Below are 13,211 nucleotides of genomic sequence, written 5' to 3'. Positions count from 1 at the left end.
CCTCAAGCAACTGCTCTGGGAACTTTATTTTTATTCATTTTATATACTTCAGCAAGGATCTCAGCAATCGCTTCATAGAAAAAGACTGGAATCTCGCTGCCGGGTTGGGCATAATCGTAGAGACCTCGAGCCAAAGCCTTATTCTCGATAACGGGGATACTGTTAGCTCTGGCGATCTCTTTGATCTTTTGGGCTAATTTACGTTTTCCCTTGGCCAATACTTTAGGTGCATCAGCCTTGGATTTTGGGTCATACTTAATGGCAATGGCAATGAAGGTCGGATTGGTAACCACAACCGTGGCATCCGGTACCACTGTTAGCATCCTGGCTCGGGAGGCGGCGAGTTGAGCCTGTTTAATTTTGCCTTTAACCTCAGCGTTACCCTCATACTGTTTGGATTCTTCCTTGACTTCCTGTTTGGTCATTTTCAGATTTTTTGCATGGTCATACTTCTGGTAAGCAAAATCAGCTACCCCAATAATGATCAGCAGAAGTCCGATCTTAACGGTCATGCTATACAACACTTCTCCCAAGAAGGACAATGTCCCCGGTACTGTATCAAATGCCAGTAGCCAGAATTCATCAATATATGAGCGAATTACTGAAACACCCACGTAAGCAACCAGACTGATCTTCAGAACACCTTTGGCTAATTCTACCAGCGAACGAGTAGAAAACATTCGTTTAAAACCTTTGGCAGGGTTGATCTTCTCAAATTTCGGAACAAGTGCTTTTTTAGCAACCATTACCCCAACCTGAACGTAGTTAACCGCCAGTGCCGCAAAGAAAAGCACCAGCATGATGGGTCCCAGGATACCTGCATATGTTTTCATGAATTCTGCACTGTAAAAAGAGACCGTATCTTTTGTGATATCCATTTCAACTGCATTGTTATAGACATTCATGGTAAAGTTCATAAAGACAGTAATGATCTCATTCGCTGAATAGGTTAGACCAAAGATTCCAGCAAACAAAAGTACCACAGAATTTAAATCCTGACTTTTGGCGACATTTCCCTTATCCTTGGCTTCTTCCAGCCGTTTCGGGGTCGCTTGTTCGGTTTTATCCTGGGCTGCTTGCTGTTCGGCCATTGCCTCAAGCCCCTTTCAATGCATGCATAGTATTGAACAGGTATTCTTGCATATCCTGATAGACAATATCGAACAACATTTCAAACATATCCAATGAGATGATCAGAACTAACAACCCGGTGGCAATCTTTAGTGGCAGGGTTACCATAAAGATGTTCATCTGGGGCATGATCCGGGCTGTAAAGGCAATAGCTGTATCCACCATTAACAAAAAAACAATAGCCGGAGCAGCAAATTGAAAAGCATGTGAAAAGGCTGTTGCTCCAGTACCTATTAAGAGGCTTCCGGAGTCTGGGCTTAGCACTCCTGTCCCCACAGGCACGATAATAAAATTTCGATAGAGGGTTTCAAAGAGCATGTGATGCCCGTTCACCGCAAAAAAGAAAGCAACTACAACCAGTAGCCAGAATTGACTTATGATCGGCATCTGACCCGTGCTGGTAGGATCCATGACGTTCGCCATGGCAATACCCATTTGTCGACCGATGATGGCACCAGCCCAATTAATGGACTCAAAGATCACACGAGTGCCCAAACCGAGCATAAGCCCAATGAGTAATTCCTGCATAACTGACAAAACCAAGGCGAAGTTGGTCTCAAACATGAGTTCCTGCTGTTCGATAAGTGGAAATAAGATGAAGCTCATCAAGAAAGCAAGAGCGATACGCACTCTATTGGTGATCATCGGGTAACTGAGAATCGGCATTACCATCACTAAACCGGAAAGTCGAACAAAGGTCAGCAGGAAAGCTGGTAACACCAAGGCTACTCTGTCGATCAATTCAAACATTAATTCACCATTAATGGGATCTGGGCATAGAGTTCACGAGTGAAGGACAATAGAATATCCAGAAACCAGGGGATCAACAGCATCAATACCAATCCGACGGCTGCCATTTTGGGGATAAAGGTCAGGGTCATTTCATTAATTTGGGTCACTGCTTGAAATACACCAACCGTAAGACCAACCAGTAGGCCAGCTCCCAACAGGGGAGACAATATCAGGATAGCAGTGCTCAGGGTTTCTCTACTCAGGTAAAGAACATATTCTGAAGTCATTTAAACAAAGCCCTCCACCAATGATTTTACAATAAGGTTCCAACCATCTACCAGCACAAACAACAGGATTTTAAACGGCATTGAGATCATTACCGGAGGCAGCATCATCATTCCCATTGAAAGGAGCACACTCGCCACAACCATATCCAGTAGCAGCATGGGGAGATAGAGCAGAAACCCGATCTGGAAGGCGGTTTTGAGCTCGCTGATGATAAAGGCCGGGATGATCGTCGAAAGGGTCAGATCCTCGCGTACTTTGACCTCTTTGTCCCCTTTCAGGTCAACAAATAGTTGGAGATCAGCTTCGCGAGTTTGATTTAGCATGAATTGCCGGATCGGGGACCCTGCTTTTTCAATGGCTTCATCCTGGGTGATGATTTCACTCAAATATGGCTGTAAAGCCTTATCATTAATTTCGGAGAGTACCGGTTTCATTATAAACAATGTCATAAATAGCGCCAAACCGACCAGGATCTGATTCGAGGGTACGGATTGGGTTGCTAAAGCCGCTCGCAAGAAATGAAAGACGATGATGATCCTCGTGAAAGAAGTCATCATGATCAGGATAGAGGGCGCCAAAGAAAGAATGGTCATGAGAGCCAGGATTTGGATCGTAAGAATAAAATCGCTTGGGTTTTCGGTCTCCTCAACCCCAAGACTGATCTTGGGAAAAGGAGTTTGCGCAGAGGTCATAACCGGTATCAGGATCAGCCCAAGCAAGATCAATATGGCTATTCTACGGTTCAAACTTTAGTTTCCTCTTTGGTTTCCAGATCAATAATAGATCCAAAGGAAGTGTCAGAAGAAGATCCCATATCGGTAGAATCTTCTAATTCAGTAATAAAATTTATAGTGGATTCAGATACACCAAGCAGAAGATATTTATCTTCAACTAATACTTTAAGTAAATATTGCTTATTATTGATATAGTGTCTACCTAGAATATTTATTCCTAAGCTATTCTTACCACCCCGCTTATTGTTTTTCTGATACATCTTCAATCCGACAACCAGTATAACGATCATAGTCAGGGTTACTATAACGACACGAGAGAGATAACCGCTATAGTTGCTTCGCGTATTTATGATCTGTGAAGGCTCTTCTGGCTCCGGTACTGATGGAGGTGTCAGAATCGACATTATGCCAAGTATTGCGATTAGGGCAAAGATGATGGCAAATATAGTTGAGCCCTGTTTATTGTAGCTGGCTTTGTTCAGTTTGGTTCTCATCCCAAGCTCTTGATGCGTTCCGCTGTACCTGCCAATTGAGTGATACGAATACCAAAATGATCGTCTATCACAACGACTTCACCTTCAGCCAGCTTTCTTCCATTTACAAATATACCTAGGGGTTCACCAGCTGCTTTATCAAGCTCTACTACAGAACCTTTCCCCAGCTTCAGGACCTCTTTGATGAGCATGGTCTTACGTCCGAGCTCTACCAGTACTTCCAGGTCTACATCGAGGAGCAAGTCGATATTTCTGGGGTGTCCATTGAAACCAACTCCAGCATTCTCATCAAAGGCACCAAATTCAACGTCCTGGACATCAACTTCTTCATCAAGATCATCATCAACACTTACGCGAGCGTCTACTTCTTCTCCATTTAGCATATTATCAATTTCATCATCGGATAGAGCAGTATCAGCCTTTTCATTGCCCTCTGCCGCAAACTCTGTAAAAAGGTATTGATTGACAGTATAACTCTGGTCGTCGACTACGACGGAGTATGCTGCTGCAGTTCCCTCTGCCGGGGCACTTTCCAGATCCAGCACATCCAGACTATCGATCAGGGTCACCTGTAGATCTGCAATGTCCAGTGCGATCCCTTCCCCATCCAAAACGGCTCGTATCTGGCCAAATATTTGCTCGATCCCTTCTTTCAGTCCCTCAAGGTGTTCATCCTTGACTGCTTCATCAGCTTCCATCTCGACCATCCAGGCATACAGGTTCAGCACCATATCAGATGGCAGTGCCCAAACCTGTTGAATGGGATCTGGCGTATTGGTTTTGAATTGAAGTATAACCTTGGGAAATACCTCATTCTGAATGTCATTCTTGGGCTCACCAGAACCGATCAGGGACTGATCAATGTTAAACTCATGCTTAAATAGCTGAGAGAGAACCTCAAGGACTGTCGCTTGAATTGATTCGAAGCGATTACTTAATTTTGTGTTGAAATCTTCGTTTTTCATGACCTTCATCTCCGATAATTACATTGTGTATACGGATTGCATTATTTTTATTTGCTTGTCCTATTGAACCGGTATAAACCAGTCTGTTTTCAGCAAAAACAGATAACTTTTCATTCATTCTACCATCAAGCAGGATAATATCGCCCTCGCTTAAATTCATAAAATCATCAATGGAGATCTTTCCTTTTCCCAGGATAGCACGCAGGTCGATCGGTGTCCCTGAAACTGATTTCACCATAGTATATTTTTCTTTTTCTGTTCCCTCATTGGCACCAAACAGTACCTTTTCCTGAATATCAGGACTGGATAGGATTGTACTGATCCAACGATAGGGGTAACAGATGTTCATCATGGAAGTGTTATTATGGATTTTAGCTTCCATGGATACCACAATAACTGGTTCGGAAGCCGATATAATTTGAACAAATTCCGGGTTACTTTCAAATCTGCCAATAGCCGTATCAAAGGTCCGTAGAGGCTTCCAATTCTTACTGATCTCAAGAGCAATTCGCTCCACCACCCTACTCATGATACGTTGTTCAATAACAGAAATGGGACGTACCGTTGGGATCATGTGACCCTTACCACCAAATAGTCGTTCTACGATAAACACAACCAATTGGGGACTCACTTCAAGAACAAACTTGCTATTTGGATTGGAGAAATCACCAACATAAATCGCCCCGGGGGACACAATGGACATGACGAATTCTGAATACATGAGTTGATCAATAGCCAGCAGGTTCATATCCACGATCATGCGTAATTGGGCAGATAGATAGACACCGAAATTACGAACCAGACCTTCGTGTATGTTCTCCAGAAGACGCATCTGATCTTTGGAAATAAGATTAGGACGCTTGAAATCATAGAGAGAACCTTTGCTGCTCTTTTTACTTTGAGTACCAGTATCTTCTCCACTGGAGACACTGGTCAACAGGGAATCAATTTCCTCCTGTGATAATATTTTAGCCATGCATATTCTCCAGACTACTCAAAACCATTACTGAAGCAACAGTTTCACATAATACATACTGTCAACTCGACCACTGTTAAGATGTTCGTTAAGCATTTTGGTCAGATCACGTCGGGATCTTTCCTGGAAACTCAGATCAAGGACATGCTGGGCAGTTTGACGTCGCAGGTACTGAATGAACTCATCTCGTATCTGAGGTTCTCTGGCAATGATCTCATCCACCACAACCTGGTCAGTTACCTCAAGAGCAATTTCTGCAATGACGTATCTCCGACCACCAGAGCCCAGAGTGTTTACCGTAATATTGTTGATGATGTGAATTATTCCCATGGGAGGAACTTCATTTTTGGCCTGTTCGATAGTTGCGATCTCTTTGGCTTCTTTATAAGCAAGGTATTTTGGCCACAGCAAGCTTTTTGAAATAAAAAATGCGCCTATGGACAGAACAATCAAAACAATGACAAGAACAATGATCTTGACCAGAGGCGATAGCCCTTTGTTCGATTCTACGATCTCTTCTTCCTGATTTACATCCTGTGATACTTCTTCAGCCATGCGTACTCCTTTAGTCTATCAGCATGAAATATTCTGGGCACTTTGCTATTTTTATACATAGATAAATCATGATCATGGGCTGTTTTTTTCCAAATAATATGCCATGCGCGCTTTACTGTATTATGTAACTCATATTTGAGCTACCCATTTTTATTGAAATACTGATTCACATGATCCAGAAGACGTTATTTTGATCTACTTGGCAATTTCGTCTAATGGATCAGCCAGGATATCCATCATATTTTTAACTTACATATTATTGTTATTATTATATTTATAAAATTATTGCTTAAAATATTTTTAAAATACTCTGGATATTAAATAGATTCGCTCGACTATCAACAACTAGGCATATATTTCCATTTTTGTCCGGTAGGAGGTAACCCTCTTACTTGACAGTCCCGTTTGAAAACGGAAATATTTTCCCTTCCAAAAGATATTTTTCCTGAATTGGTATTGTGGTATAAGCTCGAACATCAAACACTATTAAAAGTAAAAAAAACGCCCCATCGGGACGTTAATTAGGAAAATGTAAACCGAGATTAATACTCATATTCCGGGATAGACCATGTTACAGCAAATTCAACTCGACGGTTTGTTTTGCGCTGTTCAGCGGTTTCATTGGGTACTAACGGACGATATTCGCCATACGCTGTTGCAGCCAGAATTTCTGGAGATATTCCTGCTTCAGCAATGAGATAATTTACAACACTCATTGCTCTACTGCCTGACAGTTCCCAGTTGGATGGATATTGTTGTGAATTGATTGGAATATTATCAGTATGCCCAGCCACCAAAATCTCAGTAGCGTGATCCTTGGTTGTCTTCGCGATTAATTTCAATATGGGAAGTGCTTCTGGCTTTAATTTGGCCTCAGCTGAGTTGAACAACAATTTACTCCCCATTCTGATCAGCAATCCATTCTTAATGGATTCAACAGTAATGTCCCCACTATTTATCTCAGCAACGATCTGCTTTTCAAATTCAGCGATATTCTCGTAGATCTCTGATCGTATGAGCATATCATCTTCCCCACCAGGCGATTCCTGCATCATCTGCATCTCTACCTTGTATTCCTCTAGAACACCTAAGGCTCCCTGAAGCGATTTTGAAGCCATAGCCCATTTGCGTTCGTCCATATTGGCATAGGAGATCATAAGAATGAAAAAACATAATAAGAGGGTTACCATATCACCATAGGTGGCCATCCAAAATGGAGAGGTTGGGACGTCCTCAGGCTTTTCAACTTTTTTCTTCATATCTATCTAAGCTTCATCCTCTTCAGGACGATTTTTTGGTGCAATAAAGTTTAATAGTTTACGGTGGATATTCTTTGGGTGTTCGCCATACTGGATCGCTAAAACACCTTCAATGATCATTTCTTTCCTGACGATCTCCTCATCTGACCGATTTTGCAACTTCCCAGCCAAAGGGAGGAAAAAAAGGTTTGCGAATAGTGATCCATAAAATGTGGTGATCAGAGCAACCGACATACCACCACCAATGTTTGAAGGATCATCCAAATTCTGAAGCATGGCAATCAGGCCGATCAGAGTACCGATCATACCAAAGGACGGTGCATACATGCCTAAAGATGAGAATATTTGTTTACCCCGTTTATGCCTTTCAATTAGATACTGTAATTCCGTCTCCAGGACTCCCCTAATCGTTTCAGGTTCAGATCCATCAACTGCCATTTCCAGACCAACACGCATAAAATCATCTTCGATATTGGCCAGCTCCCGGTCAATAGCCAGAATTCCCTCCCGTCGTGCTTTCTTGGCCAGATCCACAAATTGTTCAATGATCTCAGGTTCTTTAGCTGCTTCTACTTTAAAAGCATTGCCAACTACTTTCATGGTGCTGATAAAATTGCTCAGGGGTGTGTGAACCAGAGTAGCTGCAATAGAACCTCCTACGACAACAGCCAAAGAAGGAATGTGAATAAATATACCAGCATCGCCAGCACCACTCAGGATAGTATAGGTGACCAGTCCCATTCCACTAAAGATTCCGATTATCGTTGCCAGATCCATCTAGCTTACACCTTTCATGTTTTCGTAACAGGTGGAGGGTGGTTTCGATTCAAAGCCGAAACCACCCTCTTTACCATCAAACGTTGTCAAATCACTCTATTCTAGAGGCCTAACTTGGTTGATTCCTGGATCACCTGGTTCAAGGTTGAGAGCACTCGCGAGGAGGCCTGGAATGCTCGTTGCGCCTCGATGATCTGGGAGAACTGCTCAGCGACGTCTACATTAGACAACTCGAGATAGCCCTGTTCAACCGTTGATCCGAACTTATCAGCCTTGCCGATATGCACTTCACCACTTTTAATGGTTTCGATGAAGTTACTACCGCTGACCTTGGCCAATGCACTGGGGTTCGTGAATTCAGCCACAGCGATCTGAGCTAATTTTAAGCTCACACCGTTGCTGAAACTGCCCATGATCGACCCATCTTCCTCAATTTCATAACCGGTCAATTCACCGGTGGACCGCCCATCATGTTCCCTGACGGACAGAGTTGAAGTCGAATTGAATTGAGTAATACCGGTAAACTGATCGGCACCACTGACATGAACTTGGAGGAGCACTTCAGCACCCCCACTTTCAGGCTGCATTTCAATGCGACTATATCCATTATCGTATATGAAAGAGGTTACTTGACCCACATCGTTGAAATAGATGGAACCGGTTGTATTCTCGCTATCTATCTGCTCATCTCCTGAAGGTGTCACAGTCCAGGTCCATTGTCCTGGATTTTCGGTCTTTACAAATTCGAATACCAGATTGTGGCTTTCACCCAATGTATCATAGATAACAGCCGAAGTTGATACCCGACCTGTGAATCCTTCTGAGGTCTCTTCATAGTAGGGAATGGAAAGAGATCCTGCATTGGCTTCCTCGGCGTACATGTTGATGGATGTTTCGCTATCACCAGGCACGTCATCCTCCAGGACTACTTTACCATCCACTAATGATGCCTGAGCAAAGGCACCCCAACCAACACCAGGAGTCGTATTATTGATAACAGCAAGCAGATCATCTAACGTAGTCCCGTCATTTCCCAGCCCATAAGTGAAGGTAGTGCTAATGGCTCCCCCTTCATCATCTGTTCCGGTCAGGACAATTTGATCACCATCTTCCAGTAATTCTGCTCCAGATATCTCATCAAGGTCATTTAATTCAGTTGCTCCAACTGCATATTCCTCCCCATCGGAGGCAGCTGTGGTGAAGGGAAAGCCTGCGGTCCAGATCTGGGCAACTGGATTCATACCAGATGACAGGTTACCGGATAACCACAGATTTTGGGTTGCCAGTGCCTCTGCCTTTAAATTCGAGTCAAGAGTAATATCCTCAAGATTGGCTAGAGTTTGCACTTCTTCCTCTCCATTGATATTAGCCATCCAACCCTGCACTGTGTAGCCACTACTGTTGACCAGAGTACCTTCCTGATCAAAAAAGAAGGCACCTGCTCTGGTGAAGTAGCGGTCATCTTCATGGGTATCAACTACGAAAAAGCTCTCACCACGAATGGCTAGGTCTGTTTGGAAACCAGTGGCTTCCAGATCACCCTGAGCGAAGGGTGTGTATTCAACATCAATAACCTGTCCCAGTGCTTCCAGGAAGGTCATCCGGCTGCTTTTATAACCAATTGTATTGATATTGGCAATGTTGCTTCCCAGGAGTTCCAAAGTCCTCATTTGTCCCTGTAATCCTGCTAATGCTGACGATAATGCTTCGTTCATTTGTTCCTTTCCTGACCCACGTCAATCATTCGGTGGGTCGAGGGTTTCCCGTTAGGGTCCAACCCGATTTGTTAAACGATGGCTACACTGTCTATATTGGAGAAAACGTTCCCCTGTGCAGCATCTCTATCCAATGCAGTGATCACCGTCTCATTTTTGACGCTCACTACATACGCCATCTCATCCACCAGGATCAGAGATGACTGTGCTCCTTTGGCACGGGCTTTTTCAAACCCTTCATTCAGCCGTTCCAAGTCGATCTGCGAGGGATGCATATCTCTCTGGTCCATACGTTTAATTGCATGTGCGCTGAATTTGAGTTTTGATCGTTCCGCAACTTTCTGATTCAGAATGTCATTAAAAGATGGTTGACCATCCTGAACATTTTTTGATTTTTGGCTCTCCCGGGTTCCCTGGGGTCCCCGTATTTGATCCGGTCTAAGCGGTAATCCAGCCTGTCTGATCTGAAGTTCAGCTAATTTCATAATTAACCCAGATCTTCTGGTTCAGGCTCACCAAGCTCAAGTACCGATGAAAAAGGAATCTCTTCCCCGTTCACGATAAAAATTGCTCCAGCATTTGTATACCTGACTGCCTCGATAAGGCCGATCATGACCGTATCGCTTGCAATGGTTTCACCTGCAGCATTGGTAGCTTCAACTGAAAAAGTATATTCTCCAGGTGGCAATGCATTTCCATTATTACCAATCGCATCCCAGGTGACCGTGTGATCACCCTTAGCAACTGATTGCATACTGATAGTGTCCACTACATTTCCGGCTGCATCCCTGATGGAAATATCAACATCATCGGCAAAACCACCCGTTTGGAAGCTGATCGGGGGCTCTGCCCCATGTTCCAGAATAACGGTATCGCCCATAGCTTTGACTTCCTTGCCTATCATGGTTGCGGCCATGGTGTTGTTGATCGTCTGTGACAGCATCAAGTTGGTCTCTACACCCTGAGTGGATGTCCGATTCAGTTGTTGAAGCTCCTCCAACGATGTGAATTGGGCTAATTGAGATGCAAATTCTTGACTGTCTGCCGGTTCCATTGGATCCTGATGTCGCAATTGTGCGATCAGCAACATCAGAAAATCCTGCTGAGATATGTTCCCAACATCGTTGGTATTCGAAAACATCTGGCTACCACCGCCACCGGTTATACTCGAGATATCAGTCATGGCTTCCTCCTTTCCTTAGGCCAACACTTCCATAGTGTTGTAGCCATAATTACGGTTTGTGACTGACTTACTTTCATCACTCATCCCTTTCTCTGATGAGGTTACTTCCTGTTTATCTGAATGAGAGCTGTCTTTCTCGGCATTATTAGCCGAATCACTCTCTTTTTGGTCACTCCTTACTTCAACATCCAACCCGGCAAAGCTGAACCCGCGTTGCTGAAGATTATCTTCGATCTGTGGCATCAATCGCATGAGATCGATCCGGGAATTTTCACTATCTACAAAGATGGTCACCTGTTCCTTACTCGATTCTTGCTGAAATTCAATATCCAGCTGGCCCATCTGACCACCGTCAACTACAAAGCTGGTTTTCAACCCTCCATTGCCAGTCAACTTGCTATCAGTTATAGCTCGAATCTTTTCCACCATTTCAGAGGCAAAACTACGGGTAAATAGAGCAGCATTTGTTCTGGAATAGAATCCACTCGTCTCCGTGCCTGGGGAAACGTTTAAACCTGGATTAGCCTTCATGGACACATCCCGATTAAAATTTTGATCGGATTGTTGTTCCGGGCTATTCGTTATAGACTCCTGTGCTTTCTTCAGAACATTTATTCTTTCATGCAACTGTTGTTTTAAGATATCCGTAGAATTATCACTCAAGGGATCAACGACTTTTTCATGAACTGCTTGTGTTCCATATATTTTTTTGATCTGCCTGGTTCGGAGATGTTCTGTAGGCGAGATATTTGTCTTTCGGCTTACGCCACGCTTGGTAGTCTGGGACTGTTTTCGTGATTTTGCAGATTTAGGTTTGTCTGCCTCACCCATGATCATTGCCGCACTGCTTTGCTTGATGATCTTTTCAGAATCTGGTGCAACTTCTTGTTTCTGTACAATTTCCAGGTCTTGATTTATGGCTTCTCTAGCCACAGGCACTGAACCGCTGGTAATAACCCGGCGATCAACCGCGTGGGATACTGTATTTTGTATATGATTAACCTTCGAAGCCTGTTGTGCCTTTGATTCCGACGATTTTGACACCCGATCCGAGCTATGATTCTCAATAGATTTTTCAGATACGGGATTGCTTTTGGACTTGATTGGCTTGGATTCCTCCGACCCATTTGTTTTCTGAACTGAGCTTGCTTCCACAACGGGTCTGGTTGGCGAAATAGTATCTGGCGCTGTCTGTTTTCCTGCTTTCTGAAGTGGTTCAACAGATTGAACTACTTCAACCTTTTCAGGTCTACTTGGCTTGTTATGGGTTCGATCAGCCGGTGTATCTTTCGGCTCGGGAGTTGAGATGGGCATCTGTTTTGACTTCGAATTAATCTGCCCGATAACGGTCTTAGACTCTCTGACAATTTGTTGTGAATCGCGGCTATTTGATCTGACTGTTGACTTCTCCAGGTTTCCCTGAGACCTTTTTGTCATCTTCATAGTGGGTTGCTCAGCGGCAGAATTTTTACCAGCATTGATCTTGGACGGCTCCTGAACGGTTGTGCTTTTTTCCCCAACCGGATGACTATTTGCAGATGCCGGTGCCCTGTCCTTTATTGGTATAGCTTGTGCATTTGCAATTTTCTGTCCCTCAGATGCAGGTTGGGTCATATTATGACCAGGATTCCGGTTCTGTTGAGAACCCTCCCTCAGGTCAGGTGGAGTGGTATTCTGAGTCTCATTTTTCATGGGGGCTGGCTTGGTTGTCACAATGTTTTCTGATCGATCTATACCTGATCTCTGTTTTGCATCATTTAAACCTGCCTTAAGCTTATCTGAAATGCGCCGATCCGGTTCAATCCCAACTTTGACATTTGCAGATCTTGCTATTCTGGTCTTTAATTGGGCTTGTAGATTTTCCTTTGAGTTTTCTTTCCCTGGGTTAATGAGAACGTTCGCATCAGGTTTCATCAACGGATTTGCAGGGACGGTATCCATCTCCTGCATCCCGCGTTTTCCAGTATTCTTTGTTTGATCTGATGTCTTTGATCTCGCCACAAGCTTAGTCTCATCAGCGGGTGTTCCCCGGTCAGCTTCAAACAACGTTTTGACTGGTTCGGAAGCTCTGGATCCGGGTTTTACTTCAGCCTTTTGATCATCTCCAGATTCTGCTTTGACCTGTGGGGAAGGTCGCTTCTGGTTTTGTGATATATTTCTTGTATCCAAAATTGGTTTGGCTTTGAGAGGTATCTTTTTTCCGTTTTTACCAAAACGTGCATTCACAAATATGTTGGCCTGGTTCGACCCTCTTGTCTTTTGAATTATTTCCTCAGTGGGTGAACCCGTTTTCAAGAGATCATCGTAAGGAAATTCGCCACCCTCTCTGGTCTTTCCGGGATGTGCCACCGCCTCATTCTTGGGATTTTTCAATTCAACAATTGGTACTTTATGATTCATAT

The 13,211-nt window shown here is 43.7% G+C and carries 14 protein-coding genes; all 14 read right to left on the bottom strand.

From position 1 onward, the window contains the following. Nucleotides 1-2: 2 nt before the first annotated feature. The 14 genes from flhB to U9Q77_01300 all read right to left on the bottom strand — a co-directional run bounded on the left by flhB (nucleotide 3) and on the right by U9Q77_01300 (nucleotide 13,209). Nucleotides 3-1,091 carry a flagellar biosynthesis protein FlhB gene (gene flhB, locus U9Q77_01365; protein ID MEA3286012.1) on the bottom strand — a complete coding sequence of 363 codons (1,089 nt, stop codon included), beginning with the start codon at nucleotides 1,089-1,091 and terminating at the stop codon, nucleotides 3-5. Between the two features lie 4 nt (nucleotides 1,092-1,095). Continuing rightward, the gene (gene fliR, locus U9Q77_01360; GenBank protein ID MEA3286011.1) at nucleotides 1,096-1,881 is read right to left on the bottom strand and encodes a flagellar biosynthetic protein FliR; all 786 of its coding nucleotides are present in this window, start codon (nucleotides 1,879-1,881) and stop codon (nucleotides 1,096-1,098) included. Then, nucleotides 1,881-2,150: a flagellar biosynthesis protein FliQ gene (fliQ, locus tag U9Q77_01355; protein ID MEA3286010.1), complete on the bottom strand. Its 270-nt coding sequence runs from the start codon at nucleotides 2,148-2,150 to the stop codon at nucleotides 1,881-1,883. Before fliQ ends, fliR begins: the two co-directional genes overlap by 1 nt. Then, a complete protein-coding gene (fliP, locus tag U9Q77_01350) occupies nucleotides 2,151-2,843 on the bottom strand; it encodes a flagellar type III secretion system pore protein FliP (GenBank protein ID MEA3286009.1) in 693 nt (230 codons plus the stop codon). 50 nt (nucleotides 2,844-2,893) lie between these two features. Further along, complete coding sequence (locus U9Q77_01345; GenBank protein ID MEA3286008.1) at nucleotides 2,894-3,379, bottom strand: flagellar biosynthetic protein FliO; 486 nt, start codon at nucleotides 3,377-3,379, stop codon at nucleotides 2,894-2,896. Then, nucleotides 3,376-4,344, bottom strand: coding sequence for a flagellar motor switch protein FliN (gene fliN, locus U9Q77_01340; GenBank protein ID MEA3286007.1), 969 nt, complete (start codon nucleotides 4,342-4,344; stop codon nucleotides 3,376-3,378). The genes U9Q77_01345 and fliN overlap by 4 nt, the downstream gene beginning before the upstream one ends. Continuing rightward, the gene (gene fliM, locus U9Q77_01335; GenBank protein MEA3286006.1) at nucleotides 4,310-5,320 is read right to left on the bottom strand and encodes a flagellar motor switch protein FliM; all 1,011 of its coding nucleotides are present in this window, start codon (nucleotides 5,318-5,320) and stop codon (nucleotides 4,310-4,312) included. The genes fliN and fliM overlap by 35 nt, the downstream gene beginning before the upstream one ends. Nucleotides 5,321-5,347: 27 nt before the next feature. Then, nucleotides 5,348-5,875 carry a flagellar basal body-associated FliL family protein gene (locus tag U9Q77_01330; protein MEA3286005.1) on the bottom strand — a complete coding sequence of 176 codons (528 nt, stop codon included), beginning with the start codon at nucleotides 5,873-5,875 and terminating at the stop codon, nucleotides 5,348-5,350. A gap of 542 nt (nucleotides 5,876-6,417) precedes the next feature. After that, nucleotides 6,418-7,134: an OmpA family protein gene (locus U9Q77_01325; GenBank protein MEA3286004.1), complete on the bottom strand. Its 717-nt coding sequence runs from the start codon at nucleotides 7,132-7,134 to the stop codon at nucleotides 6,418-6,420. A 6-nt stretch (nucleotides 7,135-7,140) separates the two neighbouring features. Next, nucleotides 7,141-7,911 (bottom strand): motility protein A, encoded by a 771-nt coding sequence (locus U9Q77_01320; protein MEA3286003.1) that lies wholly within the window; start codon nucleotides 7,909-7,911, stop codon nucleotides 7,141-7,143. Between the two features lie 101 nt (nucleotides 7,912-8,012). Continuing rightward, nucleotides 8,013-9,626: a flagellar hook-basal body complex protein gene (locus U9Q77_01315; GenBank protein ID MEA3286002.1), complete on the bottom strand. Its 1,614-nt coding sequence runs from the start codon at nucleotides 9,624-9,626 to the stop codon at nucleotides 8,013-8,015. Between the two features lie 71 nt (nucleotides 9,627-9,697). After that, the gene (locus U9Q77_01310) at nucleotides 9,698-10,111 is read right to left on the bottom strand and encodes a TIGR02530 family flagellar biosynthesis protein (GenBank protein ID MEA3286001.1); all 414 of its coding nucleotides are present in this window, start codon (nucleotides 10,109-10,111) and stop codon (nucleotides 9,698-9,700) included. A 2-nt stretch (nucleotides 10,112-10,113) separates the two neighbouring features. After that, nucleotides 10,114-10,809, bottom strand: a complete 696-nt coding sequence (locus tag U9Q77_01305; GenBank protein MEA3286000.1) for a DUF2271 domain-containing protein — start codon at nucleotides 10,807-10,809, stop codon at nucleotides 10,114-10,116. A 15-nt stretch (nucleotides 10,810-10,824) separates the two neighbouring features. Further along, a complete protein-coding gene (locus U9Q77_01300; GenBank protein ID MEA3285999.1) occupies nucleotides 10,825-13,209 on the bottom strand; it encodes a hypothetical protein in 2,385 nt (794 codons plus the stop codon). Nucleotides 13,210-13,211 lie beyond the last annotated feature (2 nt).

Source organism: Candidatus Neomarinimicrobiota bacterium, assembly GCA_034716895.1.
Taxonomy (GTDB): Bacteria; Fidelibacterota; UBA8477; order UBA8477; family JABMPR01; genus JABMPR01.
This window is presented reverse-complemented; position numbering and strand designations above follow the sequence as displayed.